General features: G+C 72.8%; 18 protein-coding genes. 17 read left to right on the forward strand and 1 reads right to left on the reverse strand.

From position 1 onward, the window contains the following. Positions 1–66: 66 nt before the first annotated feature. The 5 genes from ACNKF0_RS02330 (at position 67) to lon (ending at position 5,225) form a co-directional block, all read left to right on the forward strand. The gene (locus ACNKF0_RS02330) at positions 67–708 is read left to right on the forward strand and encodes a class I SAM-dependent methyltransferase (protein WP_416955436.1); all 642 of its coding nucleotides are present in this window, start codon (positions 67–69) and stop codon (positions 706–708) included. Continuing rightward, a complete protein-coding gene (locus tag ACNKF0_RS02335) occupies positions 705–1,280 on the forward strand; it encodes a hypothetical protein (RefSeq protein ID WP_416955438.1) in 576 nt (191 codons plus the stop codon). Before ACNKF0_RS02330 ends, ACNKF0_RS02335 begins: the two co-directional genes overlap by 4 nt. Positions 1,281–1,325: 45 nt before the next feature. Beyond that, the gene (locus ACNKF0_RS02340; protein WP_416955440.1) at positions 1,326–1,922 is read left to right on the forward strand and encodes a carboxymuconolactone decarboxylase family protein; all 597 of its coding nucleotides are present in this window, start codon (positions 1,326–1,328) and stop codon (positions 1,920–1,922) included. Then, complete coding sequence (locus ACNKF0_RS02345; RefSeq protein ID WP_416955442.1) at positions 1,919–2,785, forward strand: RNA polymerase sigma-70 factor; 867 nt, start codon at positions 1,919–1,921, stop codon at positions 2,783–2,785. The genes ACNKF0_RS02340 and ACNKF0_RS02345 overlap by 4 nt, the downstream gene beginning before the upstream one ends. 67 nt (positions 2,786–2,852) lie before the next feature. Next, positions 2,853–5,225: an endopeptidase La gene (lon, locus tag ACNKF0_RS02350; protein ID WP_416955444.1), complete on the forward strand. Its 2,373-nt coding sequence runs from the start codon at positions 2,853–2,855 to the stop codon at positions 5,223–5,225. Between the two features lie 24 nt (positions 5,226–5,249). Here the strand turns inward: lon and ACNKF0_RS02355 are convergent, their stop codons facing one another. Then, complete coding sequence (locus ACNKF0_RS02355; RefSeq protein ID WP_299929542.1) at positions 5,250–5,786, reverse strand: inorganic diphosphatase; 537 nt, start codon at positions 5,784–5,786, stop codon at positions 5,250–5,252. A 131-nt stretch (positions 5,787–5,917) separates the two neighbouring features. Between ACNKF0_RS02355 and dacB the strand changes: the two genes are divergently transcribed. The 12 genes from dacB to ACNKF0_RS02415 all read left to right on the forward strand — a co-directional run bounded on the left by dacB (position 5,918) and on the right by ACNKF0_RS02415 (position 16,822). After that, positions 5,918–7,399: a D-alanyl-D-alanine carboxypeptidase/D-alanyl-D-alanine-endopeptidase gene (gene dacB / locus ACNKF0_RS02360; RefSeq protein WP_416955446.1), complete on the forward strand. Its 1,482-nt coding sequence runs from the start codon at positions 5,918–5,920 to the stop codon at positions 7,397–7,399. Between the two features lie 9 nt (positions 7,400–7,408). Then, entirely contained in the window at positions 7,409–8,425 is a 1,017-nt protein-coding gene (locus ACNKF0_RS02365; protein ID WP_299929319.1) for a zinc-dependent metalloprotease, read from the forward strand. Positions 8,426–8,454: 29 nt separating this feature from the next. Then, positions 8,455–9,417, forward strand: coding sequence for a tRNA lysidine(34) synthetase TilS (gene tilS, locus ACNKF0_RS02370; RefSeq protein WP_416955449.1), 963 nt, complete (start codon positions 8,455–8,457; stop codon positions 9,415–9,417). Positions 9,418–9,422: 5 nt separating this feature from the next. Continuing rightward, positions 9,423–9,974 carry a hypoxanthine phosphoribosyltransferase gene (gene hpt, locus ACNKF0_RS02375; protein WP_299929333.1) on the forward strand — a complete coding sequence of 184 codons (552 nt, stop codon included), beginning with the start codon at positions 9,423–9,425 and terminating at the stop codon, positions 9,972–9,974. Between the two features lie 93 nt (positions 9,975–10,067). Further along, entirely contained in the window at positions 10,068–12,128 is a 2,061-nt protein-coding gene (gene ftsH / locus ACNKF0_RS02380; RefSeq protein WP_416955451.1) for an ATP-dependent zinc metalloprotease FtsH, read from the forward strand. 14 nt (positions 12,129–12,142) lie between these two features. Then, positions 12,143–12,745, forward strand: coding sequence for a GTP cyclohydrolase I FolE (gene folE, locus ACNKF0_RS02385; protein ID WP_416958395.1), 603 nt, complete (start codon positions 12,143–12,145; stop codon positions 12,743–12,745). 38 nt (positions 12,746–12,783) lie between these two features. Beyond that, positions 12,784–13,599, forward strand: coding sequence for a dihydropteroate synthase (gene folP / locus ACNKF0_RS02390; RefSeq protein WP_416958398.1), 816 nt, complete (start codon positions 12,784–12,786; stop codon positions 13,597–13,599). Further along, entirely contained in the window at positions 13,596–13,970 is a 375-nt protein-coding gene (gene folB / locus ACNKF0_RS02395; protein ID WP_416955453.1) for a dihydroneopterin aldolase, read from the forward strand. The genes folP and folB overlap by 4 nt, the downstream gene beginning before the upstream one ends. Beyond that, on the forward strand, positions 13,963–14,532 hold the full coding sequence (gene folK, locus ACNKF0_RS02400) for a 2-amino-4-hydroxy-6-hydroxymethyldihydropteridine diphosphokinase (RefSeq protein ID WP_299929345.1): 570 nt from the start codon (positions 13,963–13,965) through the stop codon (positions 14,530–14,532). Before folB ends, folK begins: the two co-directional genes overlap by 8 nt. Next, positions 14,529–15,029: a DUF3180 domain-containing protein gene (locus ACNKF0_RS02405; protein ID WP_416955455.1), complete on the forward strand. Its 501-nt coding sequence runs from the start codon at positions 14,529–14,531 to the stop codon at positions 15,027–15,029. The genes folK and ACNKF0_RS02405 overlap by 4 nt, the downstream gene beginning before the upstream one ends. A 10-nt stretch (positions 15,030–15,039) precedes the next feature. Then, positions 15,040–15,657: a hypothetical protein gene (locus tag ACNKF0_RS02410; protein ID WP_299929351.1), complete on the forward strand. Its 618-nt coding sequence runs from the start codon at positions 15,040–15,042 to the stop codon at positions 15,655–15,657. 58 nt (positions 15,658–15,715) lie between these two features. Then, positions 15,716–16,822 (forward strand): GNAT family N-acetyltransferase, encoded by a 1,107-nt coding sequence (locus tag ACNKF0_RS02415; RefSeq protein WP_416955457.1) that lies wholly within the window; start codon positions 15,716–15,718, stop codon positions 16,820–16,822. Positions 16,823–16,930: the final 108 nt, after the last annotated feature.

Genomic DNA, 16,930 nt, shown 5'->3' on the forward strand with positions numbered 1-16,930 from the left:
CCCGGACGCCGCTCGCGACGGCCGAGAGGTGAGAGGCACCTCCTGGGCGGCTGGCACGAGGACCCGGTGTGGTCCTACGTCTACCCCTGGCTCGTGGAGCACGAACGGATCGGCGGGCCGGCCTGGCGCGCCGGCACCGGCAGCGACCTGTCGCTGATGCGGGAGGCGGCCGCCGAGATCGGCACGCTGCCCCGTGGTGCCCGGGTGCTGGACGTGCCGACCGGGTCGGGGGTCGCCCTGCGCGGGCTGCGGCCCGGGCAGGGGATCGACTACGTCGCCGCCGACATCTCGGCGACGATGCTCGCCCGGACCCGCGCCGCCGCGACCCGGCTCGGGGTCGCCGACCAGGTCACCACCGCGCTCGCCGACGTCGGCGCGCTGCCGTTCGGCGACGCGTCGTTCGACCTCGTCGTCTCGCTGACCGGCCTGCACTGCTTCCCTGACCCGCGCCGGGCGATCGGCGAGATGGTGCGGGTGCTCGCCCCCGGCGCCGCGCTCACCGGAAGCTCCCTGTTCACCGACACCGGTCCGCGCTACGAGCCGCTGCGGTGGGTCGGCACCCGGGCCGGGATCCTCGGCCCGATGTGCAGCACGGCCGAGGCGGTCACCTGGCTGCGGGAGTCCGGCTGTCGCGACGTCGACCTCACGCTGCACGGCGGGGTCGGCTACTTCCACGCCACCAAGGCCGCCACCCAGGATGAGTCATGACCTTCGGAGGACTGCCCACCCGCTTCGAGCCGACCGGCGCGAGCCGCGGCCTCGCCATCGTCGCCCCCGGCCGCGCCTACTCACCGGCCGCGCCCCTGCTCGAGCTCGCGAGGCTGGCCCTGCTCCAGCACGACCTCACGGTCCAGCAGCTCTGGTGGGACTCGACCACCCGCGGCGACGAGGACGCGGAGGCGTGGGTACGCCGCCACGTGGCCGCGGCGCACGCCCGGGAGGACGCAGACCACGTGCTGGTGGTCGGCAAGTCGCTCGGCACCCGCGCAGCGTCGTACGCCGCCGAGCGCGGGCTCGACGCGATCTGGTTCACCCCGCTCCTCGTCGACCCGGTCGTCGCCGAGGGGATCGCCGCCAACCCCGGCCGGCAGCTCCTCGTCGGCGGCCTCGCCGACGAGCTGTGGGACCCGGCCGTGGCGCGTGAGCTCGCCGACGCCGGCTGCGACGTCCTCGAGGTGCCCGACGCCGACCACTCCATGGGCACCCCCGACGCGGTCCGCACCGCCGAGATCCACCTCGAGGTCGCGCGAGCCGTCGAGGAGTGGTTGTCACAGCCCTGACCCGGCCGGTGTCTCCATGTCATCCACCCCGAACGAGGAGATGACATGCCCAGCCAGTTCCCGCCCCAGAAGATGAGACTGCCGAAGGCTCGCATCGACGGTGCCTACGGCGCCGTCATGACCCGCGTCGCGAAGCGCATGTGGGGCCAGGTCCCCGACAACGCCTACGTCCTCTGGCACAACAAGCCGGTCCTCAAGGCGGTCTTCGGCTTCGAGCAGAAGGTCGGCAGGTGGTCCGCGCTCGACCCCCACCTCAGGACGTACGCCGAGATGGCCAGCGCCGGCGTCATCGGTTGCTCGTGGTGCCTGGACTTCGGCTACTTCCTCGCCCACACCAAGGGCCTCGACGAGGCCAAGGTGCGCGAGGTGCCACAGTGGCGCGAGTCCGACGTCTTCACCGACCTCGAGCGTGACGTGATGGCGTACGCCGAGGCGATGACCGTCACGCCGCCCCAGGTCACCGACGAGATGGTGGCCGACCTCGACCGCCGGCTCGGCCACGCAGCCCTCGTCGAGCTGACCATGATGGTCGCCGTCGAGAACGAGCGCTCGCGCTTCAACTCCGCGATGGGCCTGGCCTCCCAGGGCTTCAGCGACGTCTGCGAGCTGCCGCTGGCGGAGGCTGGGACGATCAGCAGGTGAGCACGACCGATCACTTCACTGCCCACCGCAACCTGCTCTTCACCGTCGCCTACGAGATGCTCGGCTCGGCCGCCGACGCCGAGGACGTGCTGCAGGAGGTCTGGCTGCGGTGGGCGGAGGTCCCGGTCGACGACGTGCGCGACCCGCGGGCGTACCTGGTGCGGATGACCACCCGGCTCTCGCTCAACCGGCTGCGCACCCTCGCCCGGCGCCGCGAGGACTACGTCGGCACGTGGCTGCCCGAGCCGGTGCTGACCGCGCCGGACGTCGCGCAGGACGTGGAGCTCGCCGACAGCGTCTCGACCGCGATGCTCCTCGTGCTGGAGACCCTGCCGCCCACCGAGCGGGCAGTCTTCGTGCTGCGCGAGGTCTTCGACGTGCCGTACGCCGAGATCGCCGAGGCGGTCGAGAAGTCCGAGCCGGCGGTGCGGCAGATCGCCAGCCGCGCCCGGTCCCACGTGGCCGAGCGCCGTCCGCGCGCGTCCGTCAGCGCGGCCGAGCGCGACGCCGTGATCGAGCGGTTCCGAGCGGCGACCGAGACGGGTGACCTGCAGTCGTTGATGGACGTGCTGGCCCCCGACGTGGTGCTGATGACCGACGGGGGCGGGAAGGTGCAGGCCGCACTCAACCCGATCTACGGCCGCGACAAGGTCCTCCGCTTCCTGACCGCCGTCACCCCGAAGGCGCTGGAGCTGGAGCCGGTCTGGCTCAACGGGTCGCCGGCGATCCAGTTCGTCGTCGCCGGTCACCGCGACGGCGTCGGGACGATGCTCGTCGAGGACGGCGTCGTGACGCGGCTGTTCCTGGTGCGCAACCCCGACAAGCTCGACCGGGTCGTCGACGAGGTGCCGCTGGAGCGCTGAGGCGGCGTTCGCGGTGGGCGAAACCCGATCCGGTATGACCACCGCGGTGCCGGAGGTTGGGCGTGTCATGACCCAGAACCAGTCCCTCCCCACCGCGTTGCCGGTGGTGTTCCTCCACGACGTCGTCGTGCTGCCGGGCATGGTCGTCCCGATCGAGCTCGACGACTCCTCGCGCGCGGCCATCGACGCCGCGCGGCTGGCCACAGACTCCAAGCCTGACGCCAGCTCCGACGACCAGCCCGCGCGCGTGCTGGTCGCGCCCCGCCTCGAGGACCGCTACGCCACCCACGGCGTCGTCGCGGTCGTCGACAAGGTCGGCCGGTTCGCCGGCGGCCGGCCCGCCGCAGTGCTGCGCGCCGAGCGCCGCGCTGCCATCGGTGCCGGGGTCACCGGTCCCGGCGCCGCCCTCTGGGTGGAGGCCGAGGACGTCTCCGACGTCGCGCCGACCGAGACCACCCGCGAGCTCGCCGAGGAGTACCGCGCCCTCGTCGTCTCGGTCCTGGAGCGCCGCGAGGCATGGCAGGTCATCGAGACCGTCCGCACGATCACCGACCCCGGCACCCTCGCCGACATGTCCGGCTACGCGCCCTACCTCGACAACGAGCAGAAGCGCCAGGTGCTCGAGACCGCCGACGTCGACGACCGGCTCCGGCTGCTCGTGGAGTGGACCCGCGCCTACGACGCCGAGGACGAGGTCAACGACAAGATCAGCACCGACGTCCGCGAGAGCCTGGAGAAGAACCAGCGCGAGTTCCTCCTGCGCCAGCAGCTCGCCGCCATCCGCAAGGAGCTCGGCGAGGGCGAGCCCGACGGCTCCGACGACTACCGCGCGCGCGTCGAGGCGGCCGACCTGCCCGACGCGGTCCGCGAGGCAGCGCTGCGCGAGGTCGACAAGCTCGAGCGCTCCAGCGAGCAGGCCCCCGACGCCGGGTACATCCGTACGTGGCTCGACACCGTCCTCGAGCTGCCCTGGAACCACCGCACCGAGGACTCCCACGACGTCGCCGCCGCCCGCGCGGTCCTCGACGCCGACCACCACGGCCTCGACGAGGTCAAGGACCGCATCACCGAGCACCTCGCCGTCCGCGCCCGCCGGGCCGAGCGCGGCCTGGAGGTCATCGGCGGTCGTGGCTCCGGCGCGGTCGTCCTGCTGGCCGGTCCTCCCGGGGTCGGCAAGACCTCGCTCGGCGAGTCCGTCGCCCGGTCCCTGGGCCGCAGCTTCGTGCGCGTCGCCCTCGGCGGCGTGCGCGACGAGGCCGAGATCCGCGGTCACCGGCGCACGTACGTCGGTGCGCTCCCCGGTCGCATCGTGCGGGCGATCAAGGAGGCCGGCTCGATGAACCCGGTCGTCCTGCTCGACGAGGTCGACAAGGTGGGGGCCGACTACCGCGGCGACCCGGCCGCGGCGCTGCTCGAGGTGCTCGACCCGGCGCAGAACCACACGTTCCGCGACCACTACCTCGAGCTCGACCTCGACCTGTCCGACGTCCTCTTCATCGCCACCGCCAACGTGGTCGAGCAGATCCCGTCGGCCCTGCTGGACCGCATGGAGCTGGTCACCATCGACGGCTACACCGAGGACGACAAGGTCGCCATCGCGCGCGACTTCCTCGTCCCCCGCCAGCTGGAGCGGGCCGCGCTGACCCCTGACGAGGTCACCGTCTCCGATGACGCGCTCGGCGAGCTCGCGGCCAACCACACCCGCGAGGCCGGCGTACGCCAGCTCGAGCGGCTGCTGGCCAAGGCGTTCCGCAAGGCGGCCACCCGGCTCGCGACCGGCGAGGTCGACCGCCTCGACATCGACACCGACGTCCTGACCGACCTCGTCGGCCGGCCGCGCTTCACGCCCGACAGCCACGAGCGGACCGACGTACCGGGCGTCGCCACGGGTCTGGCCGTCACGGGGCTCGGCGGGGACGTGCTCTACGTCGAGACGTCCGTGGCCGAGGGCGAGCCCGGCCTCACCGTCACCGGCCAGCTCGGCGACGTCATGAAGGAGTCGGCGTCGATCGCGCTGTCGTGGGTGCGGGCGCACGCCGACGAGCTCGGCATCGACCGGGCCGTGCTCGATCGGTCCATCCACGTGCACTTCCCGGCGGGCGCGATCCCGAAGGACGGCCCGTCGGCAGGCGTGACGATGGTGACCGCGCTGGTCTCGCTGCTCACCGGCCGGCCGGTGCGCTCCGACGTGGGCATGACCGGGGAGGTCACGCTGTCGGGACGCGTCCTGCCGATCGGTGGGGTGAAGCAGAAGCTGCTCGCGGCCCAGCGCGCCGGGTTGGCGACGGTCTACGTCCCGGAGCGCAACCGCGCCGACCTCGACGACGTACCGGCCGAGCTGCTCGCCGAGCTCGACGTGCGGCCGGTCGGGCGGGTGACCGAGATCCTGGCCGAGGCCCTCGAGCCCGCCGGAGCGGTCACCGGGGCGGCCGCTGCCTGACCCCAGCCGTGGCTGGCGGCAGCCTCAGGCGTCCTCGCCGAGGCTGTCGTCGGCGATGTTGTCGAGGTCGTTGCCGTGGCCCTCGGTCTTGAAGCGCTCGAACGACGCCCGGACCTCGGCCTCGGCCTCGGTGCGGCCGACCCAGTCGGCCCCCTCGACGGACTTGCCGGGCTCGAGGTCCTTGTAGACCTCGAAGAAGTGCTGGATCTCGAGGCGGTCGTACTTCGAGACGTGGTTGATGTCGCGCAGGTGCTCCAGGCGCGGGTCGTGCGCCGGGACGCAGAGGACCTTGTCGTCGCCGCCGGCCTCGTCGGTCATCCGGAACATCCCGATGGCGCGGCACTCGATGAGGCAGCCGGGGAACGTGGGCGACTGCAGGATCACCAGCGCGTCCAGCGGGTCGCCGTCCTGGCCGAGGGTGTCCTCGATGAAGCCGTAGTCGGCCGGGTAGGCCGTCGAGGTGAAGAGCATGCGGTCCAGGCGGATGCGCCCGGTCTCGTGGTCGACCTCGTACTTGTTGCGCTCACCCTTGGGGATCTCCACCAGCACGTCGAACGTCAGCACGTCTTCCTCCACATCTCCGGCACGCCTTCGGGCCGCTCAGCTGCGTCCGGCCGCGAGCCCGACGCGTTGGTCTGGGGGCAGTGTCGCGCACAATGGGCCCGATGCGCGAAGCGAGAGGGTCGAAAAGGGTGGGACGTGACCTACGCCACTCCGCCGGTCACGCCGAGCGGTCGTCACGCCGGTGGTCGGCCCGTCACTGGCTGCCGACGGTCCTGGTCCTCGCGCTCCTCGCGGCAGGCCTGGGTGCCTACCGCTTCGAGTGGGGCCAGCGCTACCTGCCCGGGCTGGCCGCCGACCCGGTGACCGAGCCCGAGCAGGTCCTCGCGCCCGCCGGGCTCGACCTGCCCGACTGGACGCCCCCGGGCGACGACGCCGTCGCCCTCGACACCGCGTCCGGGCTGGCGACGGAGCGGGTCGCCGCGGCCGTCACCGCCGACCTCGCCGACCCCGACCTGGGCCGCCACGTCGTCGGGGCGGTCGCCGCCCTCGCGCCGGGCTCGCCCGAGTGGACGACCGGGGACGGGCGCTACCTCCCGGCCTCGACGACCAAGCTGCTCACCCTCGGTGCCGCCCTCGAGGCGCTCGGGCCCGACCACACCTTCACCACGCGGGTGGTGCGCGGCTCTGGCCCGCGCGACGTCGTCCTGGTCGGCGGGGGAGATCCGCTGCTGGCCAGCAGGTCCCTCACGCTCGCCGAGGCCGAGTCGACGTACCCCGCCCGCGCCGACGTGACCACGCTCGCCCTGGAGGTCGCCGAGGCGCTGGGCGGCCAGGGGCGCGTCCGGGTCCGCTTCGACGACAGCCTCTTCACCGGTCCGACCGACAACCCGGCCTGGCGTCGTGACTACGTCCCCGACGACATCGTCAGCCCGATCACCGCGCTCATGGTCGACGGGGGCGACGAGCCGGACAGCGACCTCAAGTCCGACGAGCCGTCGCTGGCGGCCGCCCGGGTCTTCGCCGACGGCCTCCGGGCCGCGGGGCTGCGGGTGACCGGCCAGCCGAAGCGGGTCGTCGTACCAGCCGGCGCCGAGGAGCTCGCCGCCGTCGAGAGCGCACCGCTGTCGCAGGTCGCCGAGCGGATCCTCGACGTCAGCGACAACGAGGGCTCGGAGGTGGTCGCCCACCACGTCGGGCTCGCCACCTCCGGCACCGGGTCGTTCGAGGCGGGTGCGGCCGGGGTGCTCGCCACCCTCGGGGGGCTCGGGATCGACGTCACCGGCGCCGAGGTGTACGACGGCTCCGGGCTGTCGCGCCGCAACCGGGTCTCGACCGCCACGCTCATCGACCTGATCCAGCACGCGGCCGGCCCGGACGGCGAGGCGATGCGCAGCCTGGTCACCGGGATGCCGGTCGCCGGGTTCACCGGGTCGCTCACCTACCGCTTCGCCGAGGGGCCGGCCGTCGCGCGGGGGCTCGTCCGCGCCAAGACCGGGACGCTCACGGGGGTCCACGCCCTCGCCGGCATCGCCGTCGACCGCGACGGAGAGCCGCTCGCCTTCGTCTTCGGGGCGGACCGGTCGCCGCCGGAGGAGCGCTACGACGCGCAGGAGGCCCTCGACCGCGCCGCCGCCTCGCTCGCGGCCTGCCGCTGCACCACCCCCGGCTAGGGTCGAGTCATGAATCTCGTCGACTGGGACTTCGCCGTCACCGTGGGATCCCGGATCGCCGGGCCGGGGCCGGACGTGTCGCCCGAGGAGGCCACGGCCGCCGTCGTCGAGCTCCGCGAGGGAGCGGACCGCTCGACCCCGCTGGTCCGCGAGTTCACCGGCCTGCACGCCGCGGACGGCACCGCGCCCGTGCTGGTGGTGGACCGCACGGGGTGGCTGCGCGCCAACGCCGACAGCTTCTCCAAGCTGCTCAGCCCCGTCGTGGACAAGCTCATCGAGAAGAAGGGCCCGCCGTCGGCATTCGCCGAGGCCGTCGGCACCCGGGTCACCGGCGCCGAGGTCGGGCTGATGCTCGGCTTCCTCAGCAGCAAGGTGCTGGGGCAGTTCGACCCGTTCCACGACCCGCACGGCCGGCTGCTCCTGGTCGCGCCCAACATCGTGCACGTCGAGCGCGAGATCGGCGCCGACCCCACCGACTTCCGGCTGTGGGTGTGTCTGCACGAGGAGACCCACCGGGTGCAGTTCACCGCCAACCCGTGGCTCGGCCAGCACTTGATGACCGAGATGCACGCCGTCGCCGACACCCTCGAGCCGAGCGCGCTGCTCGACGGGCTCCGTCGCGGCGCCGACGCACTCCGCGGCGGCGACGGCAGCATCATCGACCTCGTCTCCTCGCCCGAGCAGAAGGAGATCCTCGACCGCGTCACGGGCGTGATGTCGCTGCTCGAGGGTCACGCCGACGTGGTCATGGACGGCGTCGGCCCCACCGTCATCCCGTCGGTGGCCGAGATCCGCCGCAAGTTCAACCAGCGCCGCAAGGGCTCGGGCTCCCTCGACAAGCTGCTGCGCCGCCTGCTCGGCCTCGACGCCAAGATGGCGCAGTACCGCGACGGGGCGGTGTTCGTGCGCCACGTCGTCGACAAGGTCGGCATGGAGGAGTTCAACACCGTGTGGACCGGCCCCGAGACGCTGCCGTCGAAGGCCGAGATCGCCGACCCCGACGCCTGGGTCGCCCGAGTGCTGTGACGCTCCACCCGTCGGTTGCGGCGGTCCGGTTGCCCGTCCGCAGGACGCTGGTCCGGCCCGAGGCGAGCGGCGGTGACCGGGACAGCGTCGCGGTGGCGTGCAGCGGGGGCGCCGACTCCCTGGCGCTCGCCTCGGCGACCGTGTTCGAGGGGCACAAGCTCGGCCTGCGCGTCGTCGGGGTGACCGTCGACCACGGCCTGCAGCCCGGCTCGGCGGACCAGGCCGACCGCGTCGTCGCGCAGCTCGCGGCGATGGGCGTCGACGAGACGCTCACCGCCCGCGTCGAGGTCGACGCCGCGTCGGGGCTCGGCCCCGAGGCCGCCGCCCGGGAGGCGCGGTACGCCGTCCTCGAGCAGGTCGCCGAACACCTCGGGGCGCGCCACGTGCTGCTCGGCCACACCCTCGACGACCAGGCCGAGACCGTGCTGCTCGGCCTCACCCGCGGCTCGGGCGGCCGGTCGCTGCAGGGGATGCGCCCGGCCTTCGGGGTGTTCGCGCGCCCGCTGCTCGGCGTACGTCGTGCCGACACCGTCACCGCCTGCCTGGTCGAGGGCCTCGAGGCGTGGGACGACCCGCACAACTCTGACCCCGGCTACACCCGGGTCCGCGTGCGCGAGCGGGTGCTGCCGGTGCTCGAGGACGAGCTCGGTCCCGGCATCGCCGAGGCGCTCGCCCGCACGGCGGACCAGCTGCGCGACGACACGGCCCTGCTCGACGTGCTGACCGACCGGGCGCTCGCCCACGTACGGCGCGACGGTGGCCTCCACCTCGAGACGCTGCGGGACGAGCCGCCGTCGATCCGCCACCGCGTCCTGCGGCGCGCCGCGCTCGACGCCGGGGCGCCGCCGTCGGAGCTGACCCGCGAGCACGTCCTCGCCGTCGACGAGCTGATCGTGGGCTGGCGTGGCCAGAAGTGGATCGACCTGCCCGGGCCGCTCCGCGCCCTCCGGCGCGACGGGGTGCTGGAGATCGTCTGCGTGCCCCTAGGCTGACGCCCATGGACTCGTCCCACGTGGAGCACGACCTGGTCAACATCCTCTTCACCGAGGAGCAGATCCAGCAGCGGCTGGCCGAGATGGCCCTCCAGATCACCGAGGACTACGAGGGACGGGACCTGCTCGTGGTCGGCGTCCTGCGCGGCGCGGTGATGGTGATGGCCGACCTCGCCCGGTCGATGCCGCGACACCTCGAGATGGACTGGATGGCGGTCAGCTCCTACGGGTCGGGCACCAAGTCCAGCGGCGTCGTCCGCATCCTCAAGGACCTCGACACCGACATCAGCGGTCGTGACGTGCTCATCGTCGACGAGATCATCGACACCGGGCTCACCCTCAGCTGGCTGGTCAACAACCTCTCCAGCCGCAGCCCCGCCAGCGTCGAGATCGCCACGCTGCTGCGCAAGCCCGAGGCCCTCTCGATGCCCGTGGAGCCGAAGTACGTCGGCTGGGACATCCCCAACGAGTTCGTCGTCGGCTACGGCCTCGACTACCGCGAGCGCTACCGCAACCTGCGCGACATCGGCACCCTCGCACCACACGTCTACTCCTGATCGAGGTCGCCCCGCTTCACCCCGCCTGAAACAATGTGGGCCCGGGCGGCGTGTAGCGTCGCCTCCTCACCTCCGAACCGCTGAAAGTTGCCTGTGAAGCGCATATTCAAGGGTCCCTGGCTGTGGATCGTCCTGTCCGCCTTCGCGGTGCTGCTGGCGATCCAGTTCCTCGCGCCCAGCGACGGCTACGACGAGGTCAACACCTCGACCCTCGCCTCCTACATCGACGACGGCAAGGTCAAGGAGATCGAGTTCAACGGAGCCGACTTCGAGATCCAGGCGACACTCGACGAGGGCACCCGCGACGACGGTGACAAGGTCGTCGCCCAGTACATCGACGGCCAGCAGGAGGCGCTCCTCGCGGCGGTCCAGGAGCAGCGGGCCGAGGGCACCATCGAGTCCTACAACTCGACGGTCCCGCAGCCCAGCTTCCTCGGCTCGCTGCTGGCGACCCTGCTGCCCTTCGCGCTGATCATCCTGCTGTTCATCTTCCTGATGAACCAGGCCCAGGGCGGTGGCGGCCGCGGCGTCATGCAGTTCGCCAAGTCCAAGGCCAAGCTGATCACCAAGGACATGCCGAAGACGACGTTCAGCGACGTCGCCGGCTGCGAGGAGGCGATCGAGGAGCTCGGCGAGATCAAGGAGTTCCTCACCGACCCGGCCAAGTTCCAGGCGGTCGGCGCCAAGATCCCCAAGGGCGTCCTGCTCTACGGCCCGCCCGGCACCGGCAAGACCCTGCTCGCGCGCGCCGTCGCCGGCGAGGCGGGCACCCCCTTCTACTCCATCTCCGGCTCGGACTTCGTCGAGATGTTCGTCGGTGTCGGCGCCTCGCGTGTGCGTGACCTGTTCGAGCAGGCCAAGGAGAACGCCCCCGCCATCGTCTTCATCGACGAGATCGACGCCGTCGGCCGCCACCGTGGCGCCGGCATGGGCGGTGGCCACGACGAGCGCGAGCAGACGCTCAACCAGCTGCTCGTCGAGATGGACGGCTTCGACGTGCGCGGCGGGGTCATCCTCATCGCGGCCACCAACCGTCCCGACGTGCTCGACCCGGCGCTGCTGCGCCCGGGACGCTTCGACCGCCAGATCCAGGTCGACGCCCCGGACCTCAACGGCCGCCACCAGATCCTCAAGGTCCACTCGCGCGGCAAGCCGATCGCGCAGGACATCGACCTGCTGAGCATCGCTCGCCGCACCCCCGGCTTCACCGGTGCCGACCTGGCCAACGTGCTCAACGAGGCCGCGCTGCTCACCGCGCGCAGCAACGCCAAGCTGATCACCGACGCCTCCCTCGACGAGGCGATCGACCGCGTCATCGCCGGTCCGCAGCGTCGTACGCGCCTGATGAGCGAGCGCGAGAAGCTGATCACCGCCTACCACGAGGGCGGCCACGCCCTGGTCGCAGCGGCCCTGCCCGGCACTGACCCGGTGCACAAGGTGACGATCCTGCCGCGCGGTCGCGCGCTGGGCTACACGATGGTGCTGCCCGACCGCGACAAGTACTCCCAGACGCGTAGCGAGATGCTCGACAACCTCGCCTACATGCTCGGGGGCATGGCCGCCGAGGCGCTGATCTTCCACGACGTGACCTCCGGTGCCGGCAACGACATCGAGAAGGCCACCGGGCTGGCCCGCGCGATGGTGACCCAGTACGGCATGACCGAGCGCCTCGGTGCGGTCAAGCTCGGCGACAGCAACTCCGAGCCGTTCCTCGGCCGCGACATGGGCCACACCCGCAACTACTCCGAGGAGACGGCCGCGGCGGTCGACGAGGAGATCAAGGCGCTGCTCGGCCAGGCGCACCAGGAGGCCTTCGAGATCCTCGAGACCAACCGTGACGTCCTCGACGCGCTCGTGCTGGCGCTCCTCGACAAGGAGACGCTCGACAAGGCGGAGATCGCCTCGATCTTCGAGGCGCTCAGGATGAATCCCGCTCGGCCGGCCTGGACCGGGTCGCCGATGCGGGTGCCGTCGACGATCCCGCCGGTCGACATCCCGCAGGAGATCCGCGACCGGGCGCACGCCAACGGGACCACGCAGGAGCCGGAGGCCGGCGGCGCCATCCTGACGCCGCCCGGTGCCGGCGGCGACGTGCACGGCGGCCCGGACGTCCACCCGGACACCCCGACCCCGCCGAGCCCGGACGCGCCGTGACCGACCCCGTCACCGTGCCGCAGCGCGCGTCGGAGGACGTTCCCGCCTTCGACCACGCCCGGGCCGAGGCGGCCGTGCGCGAGCTGCTGTACGCGATCGGGGAGGACCCCGACCGCGAGGGGCTGCTCGAGACACCGGCGCGGGTCGCCCGGGCCTACGCCGAGCTCACCCACGGCCTGCGGCAGAGCGCCGACGACGTCCTCACCACGACCTTCGACCTCGGCCACGAGGAGATGGTGCTGGTGCGTGACATCGAGCTGTGGTCGATGTGCGAGCACCACCTCGTGCCGTTCACCGGCGTGGCGCACGTCGGCTACATCCCGGCCGAGACCGGCAAGATCACCGGCCTCTCCAAGCTCGCCCGCCTCGTCGACGTCTACGCCAAGCGCCCGCAGGTGCAGGAGCGGCTCACCACGCAGGTGGCCGACTCGCTCATGGAGATCCTCGAGGCTCGAGGCGTCATCGTGGTGATCGAGGCCGAGCACCTCTGCATGACGATGCGCGGGGTCAAGAAGGCCGGCGCCCGCACGATCACCTCGGCGGTGCGCGGCGCCTTCCTCACCCACCAGGCCACCCGCGCCGAGGCGATGGCGCTGATCCACTCAGGCACCAGGTGAGCGAGGGCGCGCCCTCCGTCGTCCGGAACACCCGGGTGATGGGGATCGTCAACGTCACCCCCGACTCCTTCTCCGACGGCGGCCGCTGGGACACCACCGAGGCCGCGGTCGCCCACGGCCGTGAGCTGCTGGCGCAGGGCGCCGACGTGCTCGACATCGGCGGCGAGTCGACGCGGCCGGGAGCCACCCGTCCGGTGGTCGCCGAGGAGCTCGACCGCGTCGTCCCGGTGATCCGCGAGCTCTCCGCGGGCGGGGCCGTGGTGTCGGTCGACACGATGCGCGCCGAGGTCGCCGCGGCAGCCCTCGCGGCGGGTGCGCAGATCGTCAACGACGTCTCGGGCGGCCTCGCCGACCCACGGATCCTCGACGTCGTCGCCGACAGCGACGCGTCCTACGTCGCCATGCACTGGCGCGCCCACGCCGACCGGATGCGCGACTTCACCGACTACTCGCCCGACGGTGTCGTGGCGTCCGTACGCCGCGAGCTGGGCGAGCGGCTCGACGCCGTCCTCGCCGCCGGCGTCCCGCGCGAGCGGGTGGTCCTCGACCCCGGGCTGGGCTTCGCCAAGCAGCCGCGCCACAACTGGGAGCTGCTGACCGCGATCGACGTCCTGCGCGAGCTGGGCTGCCCGCTGCTGGTGGGGGCCAGCCGCAAGTCGTTCCTCGGCTCGCTGCTGGCCGTCGACGGCGCGCCGCGGCCGGTGGACGAGCGCGAGCACGCCCACGTCGCCCTGGTCACGCTGCTGGCCGTCCGCGGGGTCGACCACCTGCGCGTGCACGACGTACGAGCCACGCGCGACGCGCTCGCGGTGGTGGCCGCCATGCAGCACCCGAGCGCAGGAGACCCCGCATGACCGACGAGCTGGCCGTGACGGGCATCGAGTGCTTCGCGCACCACGGCGTCTTCGACTTCGAGCGGCGGGAGGGGCAGGTCTTCGTCGTCGACCTCGTGCTCGGCATCGACACCCGGCCCGCGGCCGCCTCGGACGACCTGACGGACACCGTGAACTACGGCACTCTGGTGGCGGACGTGAAGGCTGCCGTCGAGCGCGACCCCGTCGACCTGATAGAAACCGTCGCTCAACGCATCACGGACGTGTGCCTGTTGGACACTCGTGTTGAATGGGCGCGAGTCACGCTCCACAAACCTGATGCACCCATCGACGCGACGTACTCGGACGTCGCGCTGACGATCACCAGAACGCGAGGCAACGCTCATGACTGAGACCCCCAACCCCCACATCGTGGACGCCGACTCCCTCACCGGCGAGATGCACCCGATCCGTCGGGTGGTGGTCGGCCTCGGCTCCAACCTCGGCGAGCGACTGGCCTCCCTGCAGGGGGCGGTCAACGCCCTCGCGGACACCCCCGACTTCTTCGTGACCGGCGTCTCGCCCGTCTACGAGACCGAGCCGGTGGACGCGCCCGAGGGCTCGCGCCCCTACCTCAACGCCGTCCTGCTCGCCGACACCACGCTCCCGGCCCACCGGCTGATGGAGCGCGCGCTGGCGATCGAGGACGCCTTCGACCGCGAGCGCAGCGACGTCCGCAACGCGCCGCGCACCCTCGACGTCGACCTCATCGTCGTCGGCGACCGCCGCGCCAACGAGGACTTCCTCCGCCTGCCCCACCCGCGCGCCCACGAGCGCGCCTTCGTCCTGCAGCCCTGGTACGACCTCGAGCCCGACGCGGTGTTCCCCGACCGCGGCCCGATCGCCGAGCTGCTCGACGCCTCCGACTCCTCGGGCGTGAAGAGGCGCGAGGACCTCACCCTCGAGGTCGAGTGAGCCATCCCGGGCCCGAGCCGGACACGGACCCCGAGGAGCCACGCGGCACGCTCCGCCCGACGTCCGCACGCGCCCTGACGGCGTGCATCGTCGCCGGCCTGGCCCTCGGGTGGGCGCTCCACCCGGTGATGAGCGCGGTCGCCGGCCGTCCGCCCCTGGTGTCCTGGGCGCAGGCACTGGTGCTCGTCCTGGTCGCCGCGATCATGGGCTTCCTCGCCTGGCACACGTGGCAGACGGTGCACGTGCGGGGCCAGCGGCTCGAGCCGCACCAGGCCGTCAACCGCCTCGTCCTGGCCCGGGCGTGCGCCCTCGCCGGCGCGCTGGTGACGGCCGGCTACGTCGGCTACGCCGTCAGCTGGCTGGGCGACGAGTCGCAGTACGCCGACCGGTGGATCGCCCGCGCGCTCGTCGCGGCGGTCGGGGCGGCCGGGGTGACCCTCGCCTCGCTGGCCCTGGAGCGTGCGTGTCGCGCCGACGGGGGACGACCGCGCCCCTAGTCTGGGCGACATGCCTTCCCAGCAGTCACAGCAGTCACAGGTGTCCCGCACGCCTGCTCGTCGCCGCCAGCGCAGCACGCGCCTGGCCGTGGCCGTCGCACTCCTCGCCCTCGGAGCGGTGCTCGTGATCGGCGCCCTGGCGTCCTCGTCGGCCGGACTGACCGCTGTCGCTGCCGTCGTGGCCGTGCTGGCCGGTGCCGCTGCCACCCGCATCACCCACTCCGAGCTCATGCAGGCCCGCCGCGACGCCGCCCGCGACCGGGCGGTGCAGGCGCAGGAGTACCGCGCGCTCACCGAGCGTCGTACGGCCGAGTCCGCTGCCTTCGCTGCCGACATGCGGCGCAAGATCAACGAGCGCGAGGAGGCCATCGACGTCCTCGAGCGCGCACTCTCCAACGCCCAGAAGAACGCCGCCGAGCAGACCCTCAAGCGCGGCCAGGAGGCCCGCCGCGCCGACGCCGCCGAGCGCGGTCGCGACGAGGCCGAGCGCGGTCGTGACGACGCCGAGGGCCGGGCCGCCGAGGCGATCGTGATCGTCGCCGAGCTCGAGGCCGAGCTCGACGTGCTCCGCGCCGAGCTCGACTCCCTCCGCGCCGCCGCCGCGCGCCGCAACCACAAGAGCGCCTGAGCCTGCGTCACGCACCGCGCCGGGGGCTCGAGCGGGACGTACGGAAGAATGACCGCTCGTGATCCCTGAGGACAACCGGTTCGAGAGCGACCCCACCGACGCGCTGCCCGACGACCCCGGACTCCCCGCGGGTTGGGTGGCCGAGAAGCCGGACGGCGACGACGCGGCGACGGTCGAGCGGCTGACCGAGCTGCTGCGCGACCACGAGCGCGCCGGGCGCGGCTGGGCCGGATCGGGCGAGGAGGAGGTGCGTGTCGAGGTCTCCGAGCGCGGCCTGGCCATGCGCGAGAACCTCGTGGTGCGTGACCCCGGCGGCCGGATCCAGGCCTGGGGGAGCGTCCACGACCGCGCCGAGGGCCGGATGCTCTTCGTGCACATCGTCGCCCGCGACGTCGACGAGCGGGCCGCCGACCGCTGCAGCGAGGTGCTCGTCGACTGGGCCGAGGCCCAGGCGCGGGCGGTCGGGGCGGCGCGCGGCCTGACCGAGCAGCAGATCGACACCGGTGCGTTCGCCGACGACGAGCGACAGCACGGCTGGCTGGCGGACGCCGGCTTCGAGCGGGTCCGGACGTGGTGGCAGATGAGCCGCTCGGTGGAGGCCGCCGAGGCCGAGCTGGTCCCCGACCCGGCCCGCTGGGAGCGCAGGGGCGTGGTGTTCCGCCTCGTCGAGCGGCAGGGCGGTCCGGATTCCGGCGGGATGCCCGACGAGGCCGACCTGCGCGCGGTGCACGACGTGCTCGAAGGCGCGTTCACCGACCACTTCAACTCCTCGGAGGAGACCTTCGACGAGTTCATCCACCGGCTCCGCGAGGACCCCGGCCACCGCTGGGACCACTGGTGGCTGGCCGAGATCGTGGACGGCGAGGGGGGCGAGCCGGAGGCCGCGGGCGCCCTGGTCGGCACGGTGAGCGAGTCCGGCACCGGGCCCGACGGGTCGTACGTCTCCTACCTCGGCGTGCTCGAGTCCGCGCGAGGTCGCGGGGTGGCCACCGGCCTGCTCCGCACGATCATCGCCGACGCCGCCGCCCGCGGTCGTGACCGCGTCGGGCTCGAGGTCGACGCCGACTCACCGACCGGGGCGGACGGGCTCTACACCTCGATGGGCTGGGGCACGAAGTACGTCACCGAGTCCTGGCACAAGGACGTGACCGTCCACGCGCAGTAGACCCGGCGTCACCGCACCGGATGTGACACCGTCCCGCCCGCTTCCCCAGAGGGAGCGGTGCCGGTTGCGACACGGTGCGTGCCGCAACGGCCGGCAGGTGCCTGCGGG

The organism is Nocardioides sp. T5, assembly GCF_048161455.1.
GTDB lineage: Bacteria > Actinomycetota > Actinomycetes > Propionibacteriales > Nocardioidaceae > Nocardioides.

What these genes read in the sequence shown, in the direction of transcription:
- folK (WP_299929345.1), top strand. Translation starts at nt 13,963, where the DNA reads ATGACTGAGACCCCCAACCCCCACATCGTGGACGCCGACTCCCTCACC.
- folB (WP_416955453.1), top strand. Translation starts at nt 13,596, where the DNA reads ATGACCGACGAGCTGGCCGTGACGGGCATCGAGTGCTTCGCGCACCAC.
- folP (WP_416958398.1), top strand. Translation starts at nt 12,784, where the DNA reads ATGGGGATCGTCAACGTCACCCCCGACTCCTTCTCCGACGGCGGCCGC.
- hpt (WP_299929333.1), top strand. Translation starts at nt 9,423, where the DNA reads ATGGACTCGTCCCACGTGGAGCACGACCTGGTCAACATCCTCTTCACC.
- ACNKF0_RS02410 (WP_299929351.1), top strand. Translation starts at nt 15,040, where the DNA reads ATGCCTTCCCAGCAGTCACAGCAGTCACAGGTGTCCCGCACGCCTGCT.
- ACNKF0_RS02340 (WP_416955440.1), top strand. Translation starts at nt 1,326, where the DNA reads ATGCCCAGCCAGTTCCCGCCCCAGAAGATGAGACTGCCGAAGGCTCGC.
- lon (WP_416955444.1), top strand. Translation starts at nt 2,853, where the DNA reads ATGACCCAGAACCAGTCCCTCCCCACCGCGTTGCCGGTGGTGTTCCTC.
- ACNKF0_RS02365 (WP_299929319.1), top strand. Translation starts at nt 7,409, where the DNA reads ATGAATCTCGTCGACTGGGACTTCGCCGTCACCGTGGGATCCCGGATC.
- ACNKF0_RS02335 (WP_416955438.1), top strand. Translation starts at nt 705, where the DNA reads ATGACCTTCGGAGGACTGCCCACCCGCTTCGAGCCGACCGGCGCGAGC.